This is a genomic window from Tardiphaga sp. 862_B3_N4_1 (genome assembly GCF_051811085.1).
In the GTDB taxonomy this organism is placed as follows: domain Bacteria; phylum Pseudomonadota; class Alphaproteobacteria; order Rhizobiales; family Xanthobacteraceae; genus Tardiphaga; species Tardiphaga robiniae.
This window is the reverse complement of the sequence record NZ_JBPWQB010000001.1, coordinates 2,025,778-2,044,672: the sequence shown is the minus strand read 5'-3', so window position 1 is coordinate 2,044,672 and position 18,895 is coordinate 2,025,778. Positions and strand designations below refer to the sequence as shown.

Genomic DNA, 18,895 nt, shown 5'->3' with positions numbered 1-18,895 from the left:
GTTTTATGCCCCGGCCTTGCGGGCCCGGGCTTCGACCCGTGTGCCTTGTGTCAGCAAGAGCTGGCCGTCGACGACGACGTCCTCATCCCCTTTTAAACCCGACGAGATCACCGAAATCCCCTGGAAGGTGCGATCGACTTCGACAGGTTGAACACGGGCGACGCCGTCCTTCACCATGAAGACGAAGTTCCCAGTCTGGCTGCGTTGCACGGCCACGGTGGGCACAACAACGCCGTCCTCGGTGCGCACGATCAACTTGGTCTGTACCAAAATGCCCGGCCACAGGGTTTCGTTCGGATTGCTCATGATGCCGCGCACAGTGACCATGCCGGTGGTGGAATCCACAGTGTTTTCCACCATCGCCACCTTGCCGGTTTCAGAACGGCCGCTGTTCGGGATGGTCGCAATGACCGAGGTCGATCCCGCCGCCATCGCTTCGCGCAGATCGCCAAGCACACGCTGCGGAATGGCGAAGGAGACATAGACCGGAGCCATCTGATTGATGGTGGCGAGCGGCGCCGTATCAGCCGGGCGCACGAAATTGCCGACCTTCACATTGGCTGCACTGATCCGGCCGGAGAACGGTGCGCGAATGATGGTGTAGCTCTTCTGGACCTTGAGATTATCGAGCGCCGACTGATCGGCCCGGATGGTTCCGGCCAGGATGTCGGATTGGGTCTTGGCATTATCGACGCTCACCTGGGTGGTCGCGCCCTTCCCGATCAGATCGGTAAAGCGCCGCACGTCGCGTTCCGCACCGGCCAGTTGGGCCTGATCGCGGGCCAGCGTGCCTTCGGCCTGCTCGATCTGGGCATCAATCTGCCGCGAATCGAGGGTGAACAGCAGATCGCCTTCCTTGACCTTGGCGCCGTCTTCAAAATGCACCGAGGTGATGGTGGTTTCCACCCGCGACTTGAGCGCGACACTCGAAATCGGCGTTACTGTACCGATCGAATCGACATCGACCGGAACCGGTTTGCGTTCCGCCTTGGCAATCTCGACCGCAACGATCCGCGCGCGCTGCGGGGCCTGTGCATTGGTGTTGCCACCGGTCCACGAGGAGCGCGTCGTGTAGGCCGCAACCGCGGCAGCGCCGACGAGAACGAGTAGAGCGATCGATGTGCGTTTCTTCATATGGTCCATGTCACCTGGTACAGAAGATCGGGTCGCCCCCGTTTTCCCGCCCATGGCAGCTTTAAAGACAGCGTCTGTGCGCTTTAGGCTTAAAGCTTATCATGTTGGCGGGGATGATGGTATGCCACGTTGACGTATTTTTGCCATTGTTGTTACCGGAATCCCATCAGATGAGAATTGCCACCTGGAATGTGAATTCTGTCCGCCAGCGGCTGGACCATCTGGTGACGTGGCTGCGCGACTGCTCGCCGGACATCGTCTGCCTGCAGGAGATCAAATGCCTCGATGAGGCGTTTCCGCGCGAGCCCATCGAGGCGCTCGGCTACAATGTAGTCACCCACGGCCAGAAGACCTTCAACGGCGTCGCCCTGCTCTCGAAATATCCGCTGGAGGAAGCCACGCCCCGGCTGGCGGGCGACGACGAGGATCTCCATGCGCGCTTCATCGAAGGCGTAGTGTCGCTGAAATCCGGGGTGGTCAGGGTTGCCTGCCTGTATCTGCCGAACGGCAATCCAGTCGACACCGAGAAGTATCCCTACAAGCTGAAATGGATGTCCCGGCTACAGGAGTTCACCCGACTACGGCTGAAGACCGAGGAGCCGTTGATTCTCGCCGGCGACTTCAACGTCATCCCGGCGGCAGCAGACGCCTATAATCCGGCGGCCTGGATCAACGACGCGCTGTTCAAGCCGGAGACCCGCGCGAGCTTCCAGACCCTGCTCGGCTTGGGCATGACCGACGCCCTGCGCGCCGTCACAGATGAGCCCGGCCAGTACACGTTCTGGGACTATCAGGCCGGCGCCTGGCAGAAGAACTGGGGCATCCGCATCGATCATCTGCTGCTGTCACCACAGGCCAGCGACAAGCTCATCGATGTCGGCATCGACAAATATGTGCGCGCCTGGGAGAAGCCGAGCGATCACGTGCCGGTGTGGGTCGACCTGGATCTGGAGGCGGCGTAAAGGTCCGTCGCCAAGCGCTCCCCAAACACAAACCGTCATCGCCCGGCTTGACCGGGCGATCCAGCAAACGCCCGGGGCAATGTTCCGAGGCGGCGCCTGACGCGAGCACTCGTTGATAATAATGAAGGCTGGCGATTACTGGGTCACCCGGTCAAGCCGGGTGACGACAGTCGAGTGTGAGGTAATCGCGCTCGGAAACGGTCGCTTGGTCCGGGACAACCCTCAGTCCCGTTTGCCGGACACCCAGTGTTCAAGCATCTGCAGCGCCATCGCACGGTCGTCTTCGGAGGCCTTGGCGATGGCCTTGTTGTAGCTGTCGCGGATCCAGGTGTCGTCCGGGCCGGCATTGTCACGGGCCAGCGTCAGCCACATCAGGCCGCGCGCCATCTGCCGTGGCAGCGATTCACCGTTGAACAGCATCTGGCCGAGCAACGCCTGCGCCTGGTGCTGGCCCTTCTGCGCAGCAAGGCCCAGCCAGCGGGCGCCATACTTGGTGTCGCGCGGGGTACCGATGCCCTTCAGATACAGCCGGGCCAGATCGTACTGCGCATCGGCATTGCCGAAATAGGATGCGGCGTAGGAGAACATCTCACGTGCGCGTTCAGTGTCGGCCTTGATCTTCGAATTCGGGATACCGTCGAGGTAGTAGCGACCGAGCGCCACGAAGGCGTTGGCGACGATGGTCGCCTGCGGCGCGGACGGCGAGTCCTCCGCATGGGCATTGGCGATACGGCTGAAATATTCGAAGGCGCGCAGATCGTCCTGTGCCACACCGTTACCGTCGGCATACATCCGGCCGAGCTTCCACTGGGCAATCGGATGACCGCCTTCGGCGGCATACTGAAGAGCGGTCAGCGAGGTATCGGGCTTGGCGGACTTCTTCAAGACCGGCGCAGCACCGGGAATGGTCGTTACAACCGGCAGGGCTGCGTCGCTGCTGCCAACGGGCGCACCATCAAAGGCAAACGCCGGCGCGGCCACTGACGCGGCACCCAAAGCAAACGCTACAAAAATGGTACGCTCAACTATCCGCATAACAGTATTTCTCGTGGGCCCGGCCGGTTTGGGTCACGGCGCAACCAATGGCCGATCCAACCTGCTGGGCATATGTCCACAGCGTCCCTGACATATGGTTAGTCGCGCGACGCTTCCGTTTGGTCGGGTGCGCGGCCAATTCTTTGTCGGTCAATTTTACGTTAAGGCAGCCCTCACCGGTTTCGCGCCCGATGGTGCTACCGCCCATCGATTCGAAGGTGTCAGGAGCCAGAGTCCCCTTCGATCCAACAAGGTCACCGATAACGGCGATCAGCTTGTCGGCAGAACGAATGACGTCCTGATGGGAATTCCGCGTCACGGGCTTCATTTTCTCCGCGATCGTCTGCCCCGTCGCAGTGAGGCACGCTCCCTGCGACCGGCTGTGATCGAGCAATGTCGTCTTCAGCAACAGTATGTCGGCAACTTCCAATATGTCTTTGGCGACATAACGGCTCACCCGCTTCAAATCGGTGCCATATGGTGTCTTTTTGAAGATTTCGACGGTGCGAGATTCTTGCGCGCGCAGCACTGGGCCGGCGATGAACCGTTCGCGCCGCAGCGTCGCCAGACTCGTCGCGCAGGGGAGCGCGCCACGCGACGCCTGCTCCCGGCCCTCCGTCATAAGACGGCTAGGCAAACGCGACTTGATGTTCGTCTTGGCGTCCATCGCGAACCTGGTTTCTCAGGCCGCTTCGGCGATCCGGGACAATCCCACTGACATCCCGCCGATCAACAAAGCGCTCCAGCCTTCTGGCTGGTGAGAAATGATTTCACGAAGGCGTGTGGCCAAATAGCGGCGGTTACAATACCCACAGCACGACAGGGTTAAATCTTGGGGGACTGTGGCAACCAAGCAACATTTGTGGCGCACCGGCAACCCTTTTGAGCGAGGCTAAAATCGCTGCCGCGTTACCGGAAAGTCAGCGCAAGGCCGACTTTTCCATCCGTTGCCGATCTCAACGTCCGGCGGGCGCGGAGGTGGCACCACCGTAGACCAGCCCGGGATAAACACCGCGGACGAGCACGGGATCACGGCCCCAGCCCGGGTAATAGGCGAAGGCATCGCGTGAGTCGCCATAGGTTGTGACGGCCTGCGGTTGAGCATGTCGGTGTGCAGAGCGCTGCTCTGACGCAGTGGCGGCACCGGACACTGTCAGAGCAATGAGGGCCGAAGCCGCGGCAGTGGTGATCGTTGTTTTCATGAAAAGCTCCCTGAATTTAGCGTCACTCGGAAATGACAGCACTTTGCGCCTCGGACGCATTCGCATCTGACCTTGACGGCAGATAACGTCGGGAGACCGGAACGTAAGCCCGCCGCAACTTCACGATGCGGCGATCAAAATTATCGATCGGAAATGCTTCCGACTACGTATTCAGCACGCGCCCATAGGCGTCGAGCACGGCTTCCTTCATCGTCTCCGAGATGGTCGGATGCGGGAAGATGGTGTGGAAGAGTTCCTCTTCCGTGGTCTCCAGATTCATAGCGACCACAAAGCCCTGGATCATCTCGACGACCTCAGCGCCGACCATATGGGCGCCGAGCAGCTGGCCAGTCTTCTTGTCGAAGATCACCTTCACCATGCCCTGGTCCTCGCCCTGGGCGATGGCCTTGCCATTGGCGACGAAGGGGAAGCGGCCGACGCGGATGTCCTTGCCGGCTTCCTTGGCCTTGGCTTCGGTGAGACCGACCGAGGCCACCTGCGGATGGCAATAGGTGCAGCCCGGGATCAGCGACTTGTCCATTGCATGCGGGTTCATCCCCTTGATCGCCTCGACGCAGATCACGCCCTCATGCTCGGCCTTATGGGCCAGCATCGGCGGACCGGCGACGTCGCCGATGGCATAGATGCCGGGCACATTGGTCTTGCCGTATTTGTCGATCACGATACAGCCGCGCTCGGTCTTCACGCCGAGCTTCTCGAGGCCAAAGCCTTCGATATTGCCGACCACACCGACCGCCGAGATGACGCGATCGACGGTGAGTTGCTGGGTAGCCCCCTTGCCATCTTCGATGGTCACGGTGACCGAATCCGACTTCTTGTCGAGCTTGGTCACCTTCGCGCCGGACATGATCTTGATGCCCTGCTTCTCGAACTGTTTGCGGGCGAAACCCGCGATCTCGGCGTCTTCCACCGGCAGGATCTGCGGCAGCACCTCGACCACAGTCACGTCGGCGCCCATGGTCTTGTAGAACGACGCGAATTCGATGCCGATGGCGCCGGAGCCGACCACCAGCAGCGACTTCGGCATCTTGTCGGGGTTCATCGCCTCGAAATAGGTCCAGACCAGCTTCTTGTCGGGCTCGAGGCCCGGCAGCACGCGCGGCCGAGCGCCTGTGGCGACGATGATATGCTTCGCAGTGTAGCCGCCCGCACCGATCGCGCCCTTGGGTGCTGCGGCTTCCGTCTTCTTGACAGTGAACTTGCCCGGCGCATCCAGGGTCGCTTCACCCCAGATGATCGAGATCTTGTTCTTGTTCATCAGGTATTCGACGCCGCCGCTGAGGCGTTTCACGACGCCGCGCGAGCGCGCGATCACGGCCTTGATGTCGAACGTCACGTTGTCCGCCGACAGGCCATAATCCTTGGCATGCTGCATGTAGTGATAGATTTCCGCCGAGCGCAGCAGCGCCTTGGTCGGGATACAGCCCCAGTTATTGCAGATGCCGCCGAGATAGGCCTTCTCGACGATCGCCGTCTTGAAGCCGAGCTGTGCGGCGCGGATCGCCGTCACGTAACCGCCGGGACCGGAACCGATCACGACGACGTCAAAAGATGTATCGGCCATTGTGGCTCCCGTTCAACTCAAACACGCGTTGCCGCGCTTGCGGCGATTCAAGATATTGCTTCCCGTTCGGCCTCGCGCAAACGCAGGTAACGCCGCAGCATTAGCCATTGCACGATGACGACGACCCAGTACGAGACCGACATCTGTACTGCATCGATGAGGTCGCCCGCATTTGGAGACCGCCCCGAATTTGCATCCGACGCCATCCCGAGCGCGATCACAAACACCGCCACCAGTACCAACACCAACATCGCGAGCTTCAACGCGCGTTCGCGATGCTTGCCAGGTGCCGCGATACCAAAACCAATCATTGCGAGCAGCACGTATCCGGGCACGAACAACAGCCGGTAGGCTTCGCCCATACCGCAACCGGCTTTGTCGCTGTAACAAGGCATGATCGACGAGGCCGCTGACGTAACCGCCACTCCGCAAATCAGCGAGATAAAACCCGCCAGCAAGACCATGCCGAACAACTTCATCGACTTGTCCCGTGACGCCGCGTCACACCACCATCATCACTGGATTTTCGATCAGCTTCTTGAACGCCGTGATCAGTTCCGCGCCGAGCGCGCCGTCGATGGCGCGGTGGTCGCAGGACAGGGTCACGCTCATGATGGTTGCAGCGACGATCTGGCCGTTGCGCACCACGGCCCGTTCCTCGCCCGTGCCAACCGCAAGGATCGACGACTGCGGCGGATTGATCACCGCCGTGAAGTCCTTGATGCCGAACATGCCGAGATTGGACACGGATGACGCACCGCCCTGGTATTCGTTGGGCTTGAGCTTCTTGGCCTTGGCGCGCGCGGCCAATTCCTTCATCTCGTTGGAGATTGCCGAAATGGACTTGATCTCGGCCTGGCGGATGATCGGCGTGATCAGGCCGAACGGCAGCGCCACCGCGACGCCGATATCCGAATGCTTATGACGGAGCATCGCCGCTTCCGTCCACGACACGTTCGCTTCCGGAATCTTCTGCAGCGCGATGGCCATCGCCTTGATGACGAAATCGTTGACCGAGAGCTTGTAGAGCGGCTTGCCGTCCTTGTCCTTGCCGGCCGCAGCGTTGATCTCCTCGCGCGCGGAGGAGAGCTTGCCGAGATCGCAGTCGACGGTGAGATAGAAGGTCGGCATCGAGTTGGTCGCGGCGGTGAGACGCTGCGCAATCGTGCGGCGCATCGAGTCATGCGGCACGCTCTCGTAAGCGCCCTGCTCGTACAGCCCGAGAATCTGCTGATCGGACATTGCAGGCGCACCGATCGCTCCAGTTGCACCTGCGGGAGCGCCGGCAGCTGCGGCTGCTGGTTTGAGGCCCTGACCGGACTTCGCCTTCTCGACATCCGCAGCGACCACGCGACCATGCGGACCCGAGCCGTTGATGCGGCCGAGTTCGATGCCGGCGTCCTTGGCGAGACGACGCGCCAGCGGTGACGAAAATACGCGCACGCCATTGCTCTGTGCAGCGGCCGGCTGCGGAGCTGGCGCAGCCGCCGGTGCCGGTGCTTTCGCTGCGGAAGCAACAGCCGGCGCAGGTGTGGCGGCGGCAGGCTTCGGTGCGGGAGCCGCGGCAGCAGGCGCGGGCTTCGGCTTGTCAGCCCCTGCTCCCGAACTCGCGGCCTTCACGTCCTCGCCGTCGGCGGCGAGCACCGCGATGACAGCGTTCACCGCAACATCCTGCGTACCTTCCGCCACCAGAATCTTGGCGATGGTGCCTTCGTCGACGGCTTCGACTTCCATCGTCGCCTTGTCGGTCTCGATCTCCGCGATCACGTCGCCAGACTTGACCTTGTCGCCCTCCTTCTTGAGCCACTTGGCAAGGTTGCCCTTTTCCATGGTGGGCGACAGCGCAGGCATCAGAATGTTGATTGGCATTGTCAGTGACCTTGTTGCGACCGCGGCGTGGTATTGCCCATGTCAGTCGGACGCGCGATTTCAGCTTCGAACATTTCGACGATGCGGTTCAGCGCCTCGTCTTCGGAATAGTTGGCCTCACGCGCATAGGCGCGTGCGGCATGGCGCGCGATGTCGACGAGCAGGAGCCCCCACATATCGGGCTCCTCGAAGGCGCGCATGAAGGCGATGGACAGCCCGCCATCCAGCACGAATGCGCGCAACACCTCGGTGGCGTCCTCGCGGTTCATGACATCTGGTGGCAGTGGCTGTTCCTTCGGACCTGGCATGGTTCACCGATAGCAAACGGCTTTGGCCGCAGCCACGACGTCAGCCACCGACGGCAGCGCCAGCTTTTCAAGATTGGCGGCGTAAGGCATCGGCACGTCCTTGCCCGACACGCGCGCGACCGGCGCATCGAGATAGTCGAACGCGTGCTCCATGATGCGTGCGGCGATTTCGGCGCCCACACCCGACTGTTGCCAGCCTTCTTCCACCGTCACGGCGCGCGATGTTTTCTTCACGGACTCGATGATGGTGTCGGTGTCGAGTGGACGCAGCGTGCGCAGGTCGATGACCTCCGCCTTGATGCCTTCCTTGGCGAGTTCTTCGGCAGCCTTCAGGGCATAGGTCATGCCGTTCGACCACGAGATCAGCGTCACATCCTTGCCGACGCGTGCGACCTTGGCCTTTCCGATCGGCACGATATAGTCGTCGAGCTTCGGCACCTCGCCGGAATGCCCGTAGAGCATTTCGTTTTCGAGGAAGATCACCGGGTTCGGATCGCGGATCGCGGATTTGAGCAGGCCCTTGTAGTCGGCAGCGCTGTAGGGTGCGACGACCTTGAGGCCCGGAATCTGCGAATACCAGGCGGAGTAATCCTGGCTGTGCTGGGCGCCAACGCGGGCCGCGGCGCCGTTGGGACCACGGAACACGATCTGACAGGTCATCTGGCCGCCGGACATGTAGAGCGTCTTGGCAGCGGAGTTGATGATCTGGTCGATCGCCTGCATGGCGAAGTTGAAGGTCATGAATTCGACGATCGGCTTCAGGCCGGACATCGCCGCGCCGACGCCGACACCGGCGAAGCCGTGCTCGGTGATCGGCGTATCGATGACACGGCGTGCGCCGAATTCCTGCAGCAGGTTCTGGGTCACCTTGTAGGCGCCCTGATATTCGGCGACTTCCTCGCCCATGATGAAGACGTCTTCATCCCTGCGCATTTCCTCGGCCATCGCGTCGCGCAGCGCTTCGCGGATGGTCATGGTCACCATCTCGGTGCCTTCAGGAATTTCGGGATCGGGCTGGATCAAAGCCGTCGGAGCTGCTGGCGCTGTAGCCTCTTCCTGCGGAGCCGGAGCGGATTTGGCTTCCGCGGCAGGCGGCGCGGATTCTGCGGCCTTCTCCTGCTTCGCGGGGGCCGGTGCGCTCGCCGCGGCAGATGCGTCTTCGCCATCGGCGAGGATGGTCGCGATCGGCGTGTTGACCGCGACGTCGTTGGTCCCTTCCGGGATCAGGATCTTGCCGAGCGTCCCTTCATCGGTCGCTTCGACTTCCATCGTCGCCTTATCTGTCTCGATTTCGGCAATCACATCGCCGGACTTGATCGTGTCGCCTTCCTTCTTGAGCCATTTGGAGAGGTTGCCTTTCTCCATGGTCGGGGACAGCGCGGGCATCAGAACTTGAATGGCCATTATAACTCCAGATCGGTCTTTAAGCCGCGCGCTTAGCGGTACACATCGGTGTAAAGTTCGGATGCATCGGGCTCAGGGTCCTGCTGCGCGAAATCCGCCGATGCGTTGACGATGTCACGCACCTCGGCGTCGATCGCCTTGAGGTCCTGCTCGGTCACGTCAGCGGCCAGCAGACGGTTGCGAACCTGCTCGATCGGGTCTTGATCGTGGCGAACTTTGTCTACTTCCTCGCGGGTCCGGTACTTGGCCGGATCGGACATCGAGTGGCCGCGATAGCGATAGGTCTGCATTTCCAGAATGAACGGACCCTTGCCGGCGCGGCACCAGGCGACCGCACGGTCACCGGCGGCCTTCACGGCGCGGACGTCCATGCCGTCGATCTGCTCGCCCGGAATGTTGAAGGAGATGCCGCGCTTGGAGAAGTCGGTCTGAGCCGAGGAGCGCGTCACCGAGGTACCCATGGCGTAGCGGTTGTTCTCGATGATGTAGATCACCGGGAGCTTCCACAGCTCCGCCATGTTAAAGCTCTCATAGACTTGGCCCTGGTTCGACGCGCCGTCGCCGAAGTAAGCGAGGCTGACGAGATCATTGCCGCGATAACGGTTGGCAAAAGCGAGACCCGTTCCGAGCGACACCTGCGCACCGACGATGCCATGGCCGCCATAGAAATTCTTCTCGCGGCTGAACATGTGCATGGAGCCACCCTTGCCCTTGGAGTAGCCGCCCTTGCGCCCCGTGAGCTCGGCCATGACGCCCTTGGCGTCCATGCCACAGGCCAGCATGTGACCGTGGTCGCGATAGCCCGTGATGACCTGATCGCCATCCTTCAATGCCATCTGCATGCCGACGACGATGGCTTCCTGACCGATATAGAGATGGCAGAAACCGCCGATCGCGCCCATGCCATAGAGCTGGCCGGCCTTCTCCTCGAAACGCCGGATCAGCAGCATGTCGCGAAGCGCGTGCATCTCCTGATCGCGGGTGAAATCTGGCGGCGATGACGGGGTTACGCCATTGCTCGTTGCCTGCCCTGCGGGAGCGACGCTTTTCTTCGGTGCGGCCATGAAAATTCCGGATGCGAGAGTGAATGGCCCTTCCTACTCCAAGTGCTTGCGGCTTGAAAGGGATTGCGTCGCGCGGAATGCCACACGGTTGTTTCGCACTGCAGCGAAGGCGTGAAACTTTCGAAATCGAATTGGATCGGTTTTGTAATTTGAGGAATGAAAGCGCGTGTCGTGGTCACGTTGCCGTCACGATGAGCAGGCGCGAGCGATCCATAGCTTTGATGCAAAGCTGTGTTGCTTCATGCGAGGACAACTCGCCGCCGAAGAGAGAATCTTAGTTTGGCTTGATGACCTTCACGAGGTCGCGCGGATGCGCGTAGTCGAGCTGGTAGCGCGCGCGCTCGTCGAGCATGTCGGGATCGAGTCCACCAGATCGCAGGAGCGCCACGCGCTGCTCGGCCTTGGTGCGTTCCTTCTTCAACTGCACCAGTTCGGAGGTCAGCGCGACGATCTCCTGGTCGAGCTCCTGCCGCGCATTGAGGCCGTATTTGCCGGTATAGGCATTGACCCCGAAATAGCTGATCATCATCGCCGCCAGTGCATAGAGCACGAGCCCGGTGAGGATCGATTTGAGACGGGTATGCTTGACCATTCCCGAAAATGCGACGGCCCGGTTAAGGCGAACCTAACAACCGGGCCGCAACCTGAATTTGCGCCGGTTATTTCTTCAGCTTGTCGACCCAGACGGCGAAAGCGTCGATATAGGCCTGCAGCACCGGCCGAATGGATTCCTTGACGATCTCGCCCTGTTCACTGAACGCGTCACCGACGGCATTCAGATAGATTTCAGGCTGTTGCATGATGGGACCGACAATCCCCGGCAGGGTCTGGCGCAAGCTGAGGGCTGCACCCAGGCCACCGATCGGACCGGGCGAGCTAACCACGATGCCGGTGGGCTTGCCGAGGAACGAGCTCTTGCCATAGGGCCGCGAACCGACGTCGATGGCGTTTTTCAGGACACCCGAAACTGAGCGGTTATATTCCGGAGAGACAAACAGTACCGCATCCGAGGCCTGGATCGCTTCGCGGAACTTGACCCAGTCGGCCGGCGGCGCGGCTTCCAGATCCTGATTGAAGAATGACAGCTCGTTCAGCATGATGACGTTCAGCTTCAGCGACGGCGGCGCCAGCTGGGCGAGTGCATTCGCAACCTTGAGCGAGAATGACTGTTTGCGGAGGCTGCCGACAATGACGGCAACGCTGTAGGTGGCCATGAGATATCCCCTGAATAACTGCTTCCAAAAAGCGCGGAGCGCATCTGGAACCTGTCACCTATCCCGGCAAAAGATGCAAGTGCATGGATTGTATTTGACGGCCGTAATCGTGCCGAACCGGTACGTCCGCCTCGCCCGCCCAAACACATCTTCGTTATGCTGATATCGCTCAAATGGATGACGCGCGGAACGCTGCTGTGATCGAACCTGCGGAGGGTGCTGCGCGACAAACCACGCAAGCCAGTCCCGACTGATCTGCGACGTCTGGCCAGGCTGCTCGAATTCGACCGTCGCAATTTGCGGGGCTTCCGATGCGCAACCTTGGTCTTGTGGCTTCCGTAGTCTTCACCTTGAGCTTGCTCAGTCAGTCGGCCTTAGCCGCCGACAAGCGCGTCGCACTGGTGATCGGCAATTCGGCCTACCAGAACGTCGTCAAGCTCGCCAATCCCGCGAACGATGCTGCAGCGATGACCGAGACCTTGAAGACCGCGAATTTCGACATTGTCGAAGCCCGACGGGATCTGAAGGCGACTGAGATGCGCCGGGCCCTGCGCGATTTCGCGGACAAGGCGCGCGATGCGGACGTTGCTCTGGTCTATTTCGCCGGCCACGGCATCGAGGTCGATGGCACCAATTACCTGATTCCGGTCGACGCACTGCTGGAACGCGACACCGATGTCTATGACGAGGCGTTCTCGCTGGAGCGCGTCCTCGTGACCATCGAGCCGGCCAGGAAGCTGCGGCTGGTGATCCTCGATGCCTGCCGCGACAACCCCTTCATCAAGAATATGAAGCGCACCACGGCATCCCGGGCGATCACCCGCGGCCTCGCCAAGGTGGAGCCGGCCAGCCCCAACACGCTGATCGCCTATTCGGCCAAGGCCGGCTCGACGGCGCTGGACGGCGACAGCAAGAACAGCCCCTTCACGGCCGCGCTGGTCCGCCATATCGCGACGCCTGGCCTCGACCTCCGCAAGGCCTTCGGCTTCATCCGCGACGACGTCATGAAGAACACCAGCAACCGCCAGGAACCCTATGTCTACGGTTCACTCGGCGGCGACGATGTGCCTCTGGTCCCGGTGGCTGCCGTCGCCACGTCGCCCGCCGTCAGTGTCCAGGCCGAAACCCGCCGCGACTACGAGCTGGCTTTGCAGTTGGCGACCAGAGACGGCTGGAACGCGTTCCTGACCCAGCACCCCGACGGCTTCTATGCGTCGCTGGCGAAATCCCAACTCGCGAAGCTCGCAGCCGAGGACGCCCATACCGCTGCTGCGGAGAAAGCCCGCCTCGCCGCTGAAGAGAAGGCCCGCCTGGCTGCCGAAGGCGCCAGGAAGGCCGAACAGACCAAGGCAGCGGCCGATGCCAAGACCGCCGAGGATGCCCGGATCGCTGCCGAGAAACTCAAGACCGCCGAGCAGGAACGCGCCGCCGTCGGCGAGCGCGCCCGTGCGGCAGTAGAAGCCAGGGTCGATGCCGGCAAACCGGCCACGCCTGCGGCCGGACCGCAGTTGGCGACGCTCCCGGCCCCCACGGCCGATGTGTCACGAACACCCGCGCCAGCCGATCTTCCCCGTCAGGTGCAGGTCGAGCTTCAGCGCGTGGGCTGCCTGCAGGGATCAATCGACAATACATGGACTGCGGCTTCCCGCAAGTCGCTCGAACGCTTCAATCGCTACGCGTCGACCAAATTCGATGCCAAGGCCGCCAGCACCGATGCGCTTGACGCGATCAAGACCAGATCGTCCCGCGTCTGCCCGCTGGTCTGTGCACATGGTTCAGAGGCGGACGGCGACCGCTGCGTGAAGATCGTGTGCCGGGCCGGCACCTTCCTGAACGATGATAACGAATGCGAGAAGAAGCGCAGCCGCACCGAGGCCAAGCGCAACGTGCCGCGCCGGGAGCGCGATGAGCTTGAGCGCCCGCAGATTCAGGCCCGCACGCCGCGCGCGCAGCCGTCCGGCCAGATCGTCTGCGACAATGCCGGCTGCCGTCCAGTGCGTCCCGGCTGCCGTCTGGTGTCGCGCGATATGCGGATCGGCCTTACCAATGTCGAGGTCTGCAACTGACGACGTACTTGCCCGACAGGATCGCAAGCGACATTCTGACGATCCAAGTTTGCAAGCCGGAGCCATCATCGTGACCATCGAATTTCTCCTCACCTCACTGATCGTGGTGGCATCGCCGGGCACTGGCGCCCTTTACACACTAGCAACCGGATTTTCGCGCGGAGGCCGTAGCAGCGTCGTCGCCGCGTTCGGTTGCATGCTCGGCATCGTTCCGCATATGGCCGCCGCGATCCTTGGTCTCGCAGCATTGCTGCACACCAGCGCGCTGGCGTTTCAGGTGTTCAAATATGTCGGCGTCGCCTACCTGCTCTATATGGCCTGGAAGACGCTGCAGGAGCATAGCACGCTGAAGGTCGAGACCGACGACAGCGCGCAGTCCGCGCTGCAGGTCACGACCACAGCGATCCTGATCAACATCCTCAATCCGAAACTGTCGATCTTCTTCCTCGCCTTCCTGCCCCAGTTCATCAGCGCCGACGAGGCGCATCCGCTATCGCAGATGCTGCTGCTCAGCGCGGTATTCATGCTGATGACCTTCGTTGTCTTTGCGCTCTACGGTCTGTTTGCTGCGTCGATCCGCAACCACGTCATCACACGGCCACGGGTGCTGATCTGGATGCGACGCTGCTTCGCAGGCGCGTTTGCCGCACTCGGTGCCAAGCTGGCCTTCGCCGAGCGCTGACGCGCCTATTCCAGCCGCTCCACATTGCGCAGCGTCGGAAACAGCCGCATCCACAGCAACGCGATGGCAACGGTCCCGAGGCCGCCGATCAGTGCGGCCGGGACGGTGCCGAACAGCGCCGCGGTGACGCCGCTCTCGAACTGGCCGAGCTGGTTCGAGGTGTTGATGAACAGGTAGTTCACTGCACCGACGCGACCGCGCATGTCGTCGGGGGTCGCTAGCTGTACCAGCGAAAAGCGGATCACGACGCTAACGGTATCCGCGGCACCGAGTACCGCGAGCGCGGCGACCGACAACCACAGCCATTGCGACACCGCGAACACCGCTGTCGCGAGGCCGAAGATGATGACGGCCTGGAACATCCGCATGCCGACCCGGCGATTGATCGACCAGCGCGTCAGCACGATGGTCGTCAGCAGCGCGCCGACTGCCGGCGCCGCACGCATGAGGCCAAGGCCCCACGGACCGGTCTGCAGGATATCACGCGCATAGATCGGAAGCAGCGCAGTGGCGCCGCCGAGCAGCACCGCGAACAGATCGAGCGAGATGGTGCCGAGGATCGCCGGATTGCTGCGCACAAAGCCAACGCCGGCAAACAAAGTCCGCAGCGACGGCGGATCCTTCACCGCCACATCGCGCGCCAGTTTGATGGCACTGTTGAGCGCGCCGCCGATCAGCCAGAATGCCGCCATCAGCACATAGGGCGTCGACGGAGATAGCGCATAGGCAATACCGCCGAGCGCCGGGCCGCAGATCATCGCAACCTGAAACACGCCGGTGGAAAGTGCCGTCGCTTTTTGCAGGCGCCCCTCCGGTACGACGCCGGGCAGCAGTGCCGAGCCGGCCGGCGCCTCGAAGGCCGTGGCAGCGCCGATCACCACCAACGCCACGAATATCTGCGGCACGGTGATCCAGCCGGCATAAGTGCCCCAGGCGAGCAGGATCGCCGTCAGCCCCTGCAGCATCTGGCAGATCTGCACCACGCGGCGGCGGTCGTAGCGGTCGGCGATATGGCCGGCGACGAAGACCAGCGCCAGCATCGGCACGAATTGCGCGAGGCCGGCCATGCCGAGCTGGAACGCGCTGCCGGTCAGATCATAGATCTGCCAGCCGACCGCAACCGCGGCGATCTGCGAGGCGAAGCGCGAGAAACTGCGCGATACCATGTAGTACAGATACGGCGGATGGCGCAGCAAAAGCCGCGCGCCATCCGTGACCACGCCGGCAGACTGATCGGCGAGTGTCATCCCGGCATGTTCGGATTGATCAGATACTTCTCGCCGGTGGCGCGCTTCGCATAGGCCCGGAGATTGTCGAGCTGCAAGACGCCTTCGAGCGAAATCACCTTGGTGTAGTGGCTGGCGAAGGTGGTCTTGAGTTCGGCGACCACGCGGGCACGAAGCCTGGCGGCATCAGCCGCGCCGATCTTCTGCAGGAACGGAAACAGCAGCCAGCCACCCATGCCCCAGGCCATCCCGGCAGGGACGAATTCGATCGGGCGCAGATCCAACCGACCATAGACGTAGACCTGCTTGTGAGTCGTCGAACCATAGCGGCTGTAGACCTTCATCGCCTTGACGGCGGCGACTTCCATCGCCTGCAGGATCTGGCCCTGCAGCTTGCCGCCACCGGTGGCATCGAAGGCCAGCGTGGCATTGGTGGCAATCAACGCGGCTGTCAGATCTTCCATGAAACTCGGCGACGTCGAGTTGCAGACATATTTCGCGCCGATGCCGCGCAGAAGTTTCTCCTGCTCCTCGCTGCGGACGATGTTGACGAGATCGATGCCGTCCTTCTGACAGATCTTGTTGAGCATCTGGCCGAGATTGGACGCGGCGGCCGTATGCACCAGCGCCGTGTGCCCTTCCCGCTTCATGGTCTCGACCATGCCGAGCGAGGTCAGCGGATTGACGAAGCAGGATGCGCCCTCGGTGGCCGTCGTGCCCTCGGGCAGCGGCAGGCATTCCTTGGCCTTGATGACGCGATACTGCGCATACATCGCGCCGCCGATCATCGCGACGGTCTTGCCAAGCAGCGCCTGCGCGGCCTCGGACGATCCGGCCTTCACCACCGTGCCGGCGCCTTCATTGCCGACCGCCATCGACTCGTCGAGACGGCCGCCCATCGCCTTCATATTGGCCTGCGGAACGGTTGCTGTGACGATCGAGGACGCGCCAGAGCCGGAGGCTTTCGCGCTGGCCGGATCGGCCGCGCCGAGAAGGAGACCGAGATCCGACGGATTGATCGGCGCAGCCTCGATGCGCACCACGACTTCGTCGGGGCCCGGCGCCGCGATCGACACCTGCTGCAACGAGATTTCCAGTTCTCCGCTGCTTTTGATGAGCGAGCGCAGTTCAAGTCCGGATGTGATGTCAGTCATGGTCGGTCCCCTCAATCTGTCCGGCGGTCTGGTGCCGCGTCAGTAGATGCCCGGAATGATACGCTTGGTTTCACGCATATAGGCCCGGTAGTCGTCGCCGAATGCCTCGATCAGCATCCGCTCTTCATAGTCGATGCGGGTGAAGAACAGGATCGCGATCGCGACCAGCCCGCCCAGCGCGGCCATGGCATTCGGCAGCAGGAATGCCTGCGCCAGTGCCCACAACCAGAACGAGGCATACATCGGATGGCGGATGCTGCGATAGACGCCGGCACGCACGATCTGGTGAGCCTCGCGGATTTCCAGGCTGGCCGACCACTGCCGGCCGAGATCCTTGTGCGACCGGCGAAACAGCCAGAGCGACAGCACATAGAGTGCAGCGCCAACCACGACCGCCGCATAATTCAGCTGATAGTTCAGCGCGGCCGGCCAGCCGGTCACCAGCCAGATCAGCGGTACCACGAATAGGCCGATGGTGGCGATCGCCAGCAGGATGCGTTCACGGCTCCAGCCGACCGCGCGCAGCGTCGCCGTGCGGCGAGCCTTGCGCGCATAGGGGTAGCGAATGATGAACCAGGCGATCAGACCGATCGCCCAGACATATGTTCCAAGAAGTGACGCGGTCATTGTCGCCCGATCAGGCCATCATGCGGCATTCACGGATGCCCCGGCTTGCGATTGAGAGGATGTGATCTTGGACAGCGGCATGTCCAGCAGCGCGCCATCCGCACCGAAGCGTTTGAGGCCGCCTTCGCCCGCGGTGATCTCGTCGAACGGCAGAGGACCGCAAATCACCATGCAATAGTCGTAGGGCGCGCGGCACTGGTTGCCCATCACCATCTGATAATGGATGCGCATGAAGCTGAAGCGATAGCGCTTGAACTGCTCCATGCCCATCATCGCATGCATCTGGACGCGCCGGATGTTCGGCCTGCCCTCGTCGCGGTCGCGGCTGCGGCGCTTCAAGGTCACGGGATCGAAGCGGTAGAAACTGATGACGTCGTCGCGGGCGTGATATTCGGTCCAGCGGATCGCCGGCGTGTCGGCGACGAGGCGCGTTGCTGCGCGTACGCTCTTGCCGGCGGGGTGCAACGCGAATTTCGGGATGGTCGCGCTCACCGTCATCACGCAGATGGTCGGGCCGTGTTTGGTGAGATCCGGGTCGAGCGCGAGTGCGCGGGCCACCGCCTCCATCACCAATGCCGCACCAAGGCAATGCCCGACGATGACGATCTCGTCGACATCGGCCTTCTGCGCGCGGGCCACGATTACCCTGGCGAATTCATCGACGCGCGCCGTCATCTTCGGGCGCTGGCCATGGACATATTGCCGCGAGAAAATCCAGTCGTCGAACACATGATTGATCGGCTTCCGCCAGCCGTAATGGTGCAACAGCGCTGTGAAGACGGCCGCAGCGACAATCGCGCCGGCAATCCATGCGGCTGCACCATTCATGCCAAGCAGCCAGGTCAGCCCATAGCCTACTGCTGCGCCAGATGCAGCAAAGCCCGCGATCCACAGATAGGAGAACAGGAAGAAGCCGGCATATTTCCAGCTCGCATAGAAGAAGCGGAACAGGGTTCCCGTCACCAGCCAGTCGCCCAGCGTGACAAAGGCGGCGCCCAATCGCGACAGCATGCTTCGGGTGTGATCCTGCAGGATCAGGTCATCCCAGCGCAGCATTTCGTAGGTGGTTTCGGTCTTCCAGTTAGGTCCGGAGGTCTCGGCCCGCCAGGATGCGCTCACATCCGTAGCGTCAAGCACGCCAGACGCCTTCGCGGACACGCTCCACGTCTTCTCGAAACTCGACAGCGAGCGGCGGAACCGCTCAAGCTGCGTGTCCGGCAGAATCGGGTCGTAGCCGCCAATGTGAAAGACATGTCGCCGCGCGATCATCGTCCGTTCGCTCCCGAGTGCATCACGCACCGTTCTGATCCGGTGCATAGCAAATTCGCCCGCGCCGACAAACCTGCCCATGCCCAAAACGCTA

Annotated in this window: 19 protein-coding genes; 3 read left to right on the top strand and 16 right to left on the bottom strand. The window is 62.1% G+C overall.

Going from position 1 to position 18,895, the window contains the following annotated elements:
- Positions 1-3: 3 nt before the first annotated feature.
- Positions 4-1,134 carry an efflux RND transporter periplasmic adaptor subunit gene (locus AB8B02_RS09545; protein WP_089264722.1) on the bottom strand — a complete coding sequence of 377 codons (1,131 nt, stop codon included), beginning with the start codon at positions 1,132-1,134 and terminating at the stop codon, positions 4-6.
- A 170-nt stretch (positions 1,135-1,304) separates the two neighbouring features.
- Between AB8B02_RS09545 and xth the strand changes: the two genes are divergently transcribed.
- Positions 1,305-2,096, top strand: coding sequence for an exodeoxyribonuclease III (gene xth / locus AB8B02_RS09540; protein WP_120289926.1), 792 nt, complete (start codon positions 1,305-1,307; stop codon positions 2,094-2,096).
- A 222-nt stretch (positions 2,097-2,318) separates the two neighbouring features.
- Here the strand turns inward: xth and AB8B02_RS09535 are convergent, their stop codons facing one another.
- The 11 genes from AB8B02_RS09535 to AB8B02_RS09485 all read right to left on the bottom strand — a co-directional run bounded on the left by AB8B02_RS09535 (position 2,319) and on the right by AB8B02_RS09485 (position 11,777).
- Complete coding sequence (locus tag AB8B02_RS09535) at positions 2,319-3,131, bottom strand: tetratricopeptide repeat protein (protein WP_093758718.1); 813 nt, start codon at positions 3,129-3,131, stop codon at positions 2,319-2,321.
- Positions 3,118-3,798, bottom strand: a complete 681-nt coding sequence (locus tag AB8B02_RS09530) for a hypothetical protein (protein WP_439063796.1) — start codon at positions 3,796-3,798, stop codon at positions 3,118-3,120. The genes AB8B02_RS09535 and AB8B02_RS09530 overlap by 14 nt, the downstream gene beginning before the upstream one ends.
- A 289-nt stretch (positions 3,799-4,087) precedes the next feature.
- Complete coding sequence (locus AB8B02_RS09525) at positions 4,088-4,333, bottom strand: hypothetical protein (RefSeq protein WP_093758720.1); 246 nt, start codon at positions 4,331-4,333, stop codon at positions 4,088-4,090.
- Positions 4,334-4,496: 163 nt separating this feature from the next.
- Entirely contained in the window at positions 4,497-5,918 is a 1,422-nt protein-coding gene (gene lpdA, locus AB8B02_RS09520; RefSeq protein WP_439063795.1) for a dihydrolipoyl dehydrogenase, read from the bottom strand.
- A gap of 47 nt (positions 5,919-5,965) precedes the next feature.
- A complete protein-coding gene (locus AB8B02_RS09515) occupies positions 5,966-6,397 on the bottom strand; it encodes a hypothetical protein (protein ID WP_175367052.1) in 432 nt (143 codons plus the stop codon).
- A 22-nt stretch (positions 6,398-6,419) separates the two neighbouring features.
- A complete protein-coding gene (locus AB8B02_RS09510) occupies positions 6,420-7,787 on the bottom strand; it encodes a pyruvate dehydrogenase complex dihydrolipoamide acetyltransferase (RefSeq protein WP_439063794.1) in 1,368 nt (455 codons plus the stop codon).
- Positions 7,788-7,789: 2 nt separating this feature from the next.
- Positions 7,790-8,095: a DUF5076 domain-containing protein gene (locus AB8B02_RS09505; RefSeq protein ID WP_184516285.1), complete on the bottom strand. Its 306-nt coding sequence runs from the start codon at positions 8,093-8,095 to the stop codon at positions 7,790-7,792.
- A 3-nt stretch (positions 8,096-8,098) separates the two neighbouring features.
- Complete coding sequence (locus tag AB8B02_RS09500) at positions 8,099-9,499, bottom strand: pyruvate dehydrogenase complex E1 component subunit beta (protein ID WP_439063793.1); 1,401 nt, start codon at positions 9,497-9,499, stop codon at positions 8,099-8,101.
- A 32-nt stretch (positions 9,500-9,531) separates the two neighbouring features.
- Entirely contained in the window at positions 9,532-10,563 is a 1,032-nt protein-coding gene (gene pdhA / locus AB8B02_RS09495) for a pyruvate dehydrogenase (acetyl-transferring) E1 component subunit alpha (RefSeq protein WP_439063792.1), read from the bottom strand.
- A 274-nt stretch (positions 10,564-10,837) separates the two neighbouring features.
- Positions 10,838-11,155, bottom strand: a complete 318-nt coding sequence (locus AB8B02_RS09490; protein WP_068730817.1) for an FtsB family cell division protein — start codon at positions 11,153-11,155, stop codon at positions 10,838-10,840.
- 67 nt (positions 11,156-11,222) lie between these two features.
- Positions 11,223-11,777: an NADPH-dependent FMN reductase gene (locus AB8B02_RS09485; RefSeq protein WP_439063791.1), complete on the bottom strand. Its 555-nt coding sequence runs from the start codon at positions 11,775-11,777 to the stop codon at positions 11,223-11,225.
- Positions 11,778-12,088: 311 nt separating this feature from the next.
- Between AB8B02_RS09485 and AB8B02_RS09480 the strand changes: the two genes are divergently transcribed.
- The gene (locus AB8B02_RS09480; RefSeq protein ID WP_439063790.1) at positions 12,089-13,843 is read left to right on the top strand and encodes a caspase family protein; all 1,755 of its coding nucleotides are present in this window, start codon (positions 12,089-12,091) and stop codon (positions 13,841-13,843) included.
- Between the two features lie 70 nt (positions 13,844-13,913).
- A complete protein-coding gene (locus tag AB8B02_RS09475) occupies positions 13,914-14,525 on the top strand; it encodes a LysE family translocator (RefSeq protein WP_439063789.1) in 612 nt (203 codons plus the stop codon).
- A 5-nt stretch (positions 14,526-14,530) separates the two neighbouring features.
- Here AB8B02_RS09475 and AB8B02_RS09470 read toward each other — a convergent pair whose 3' ends face one another.
- From AB8B02_RS09470 to AB8B02_RS09455, 4 genes are read right to left on the bottom strand one after another with little or no spacing between them, the layout of a single operon-like run.
- On the bottom strand, positions 14,531-15,772 hold the full coding sequence (locus AB8B02_RS09470) for an MFS transporter (RefSeq protein WP_439063788.1): 1,242 nt from the start codon (positions 15,770-15,772) through the stop codon (positions 14,531-14,533).
- Positions 15,769-16,905, bottom strand: coding sequence for a zinc-binding dehydrogenase (locus AB8B02_RS09465; RefSeq protein ID WP_439063787.1), 1,137 nt, complete (start codon positions 16,903-16,905; stop codon positions 15,769-15,771). Before AB8B02_RS09465 ends, AB8B02_RS09470 begins: the two co-directional genes overlap by 4 nt.
- Before the next feature lie 39 nt (positions 16,906-16,944).
- Complete coding sequence (locus AB8B02_RS09460) at positions 16,945-17,532, bottom strand: protein-S-isoprenylcysteine O-methyltransferase (RefSeq protein WP_089264504.1); 588 nt, start codon at positions 17,530-17,532, stop codon at positions 16,945-16,947.
- A gap of 18 nt (positions 17,533-17,550) precedes the next feature.
- Positions 17,551-18,831, bottom strand: coding sequence for a hypothetical protein (locus AB8B02_RS09455; RefSeq protein WP_439063786.1), 1,281 nt, complete (start codon positions 18,829-18,831; stop codon positions 17,551-17,553).
- Between the last annotated feature and the right edge of the window lie 64 nt (positions 18,832-18,895).

Coding starts and splice junctions, on each gene's coding strand:
- AB8B02_RS09485 (WP_439063791.1), bottom strand. CDS start 11,777: ATGGCCACCTACAGCGTTGCCGTCATTGTCGGCAGCCTCCGCAAACAG.
- AB8B02_RS09525 (WP_093758720.1), bottom strand. CDS start 4,333: ATGAAAACAACGATCACCACTGCCGCGGCTTCGGCCCTCATTGCTCTG.
- AB8B02_RS09505 (WP_184516285.1), bottom strand. CDS start 8,095: ATGCCAGGTCCGAAGGAACAGCCACTGCCACCAGATGTCATGAACCGC.
- lpdA (WP_439063795.1), bottom strand. CDS start 5,918: ATGGCCGATACATCTTTTGACGTCGTCGTGATCGGTTCCGGTCCCGGC.
- AB8B02_RS09545 (WP_089264722.1), bottom strand. CDS start 1,134: ATGAAGAAACGCACATCGATCGCTCTACTCGTTCTCGTCGGCGCTGCC.
- AB8B02_RS09480 (WP_439063790.1), top strand. CDS start 12,089: ATGCGCAACCTTGGTCTTGTGGCTTCCGTAGTCTTCACCTTGAGCTTG.
- AB8B02_RS09490 (WP_068730817.1), bottom strand. CDS start 11,155: ATGGTCAAGCATACCCGTCTCAAATCGATCCTCACCGGGCTCGTGCTC.
- AB8B02_RS09470 (WP_439063788.1), bottom strand. CDS start 15,772: ATGACACTCGCCGATCAGTCTGCCGGCGTGGTCACGGATGGCGCGCGG.
- AB8B02_RS09530 (WP_439063796.1), bottom strand. CDS start 3,798: ATGGACGCCAAGACGAACATCAAGTCGCGTTTGCCTAGCCGTCTTATG.
- pdhA (WP_439063792.1), bottom strand. CDS start 10,563: ATGGCCGCACCGAAGAAAAGCGTCGCTCCCGCAGGGCAGGCAACGAGC.
- AB8B02_RS09460 (WP_089264504.1), bottom strand. CDS start 17,532: ATGACCGCGTCACTTCTTGGAACATATGTCTGGGCGATCGGTCTGATC.
- AB8B02_RS09500 (WP_439063793.1), bottom strand. CDS start 9,499: ATGGCCATTCAAGTTCTGATGCCCGCGCTGTCCCCGACCATGGAGAAA.
- AB8B02_RS09510 (WP_439063794.1), bottom strand. CDS start 7,787: ATGCCAATCAACATTCTGATGCCTGCGCTGTCGCCCACCATGGAAAAG.
- xth (WP_120289926.1), top strand. CDS start 1,305: ATGAGAATTGCCACCTGGAATGTGAATTCTGTCCGCCAGCGGCTGGAC.
- AB8B02_RS09515 (WP_175367052.1), bottom strand. CDS start 6,397: ATGAAGTTGTTCGGCATGGTCTTGCTGGCGGGTTTTATCTCGCTGATT.
- AB8B02_RS09465 (WP_439063787.1), bottom strand. CDS start 16,905: ATGACTGACATCACATCCGGACTTGAACTGCGCTCGCTCATCAAAAGC.
- AB8B02_RS09535 (WP_093758718.1), bottom strand. CDS start 3,131: ATGCGGATAGTTGAGCGTACCATTTTTGTAGCGTTTGCTTTGGGTGCC.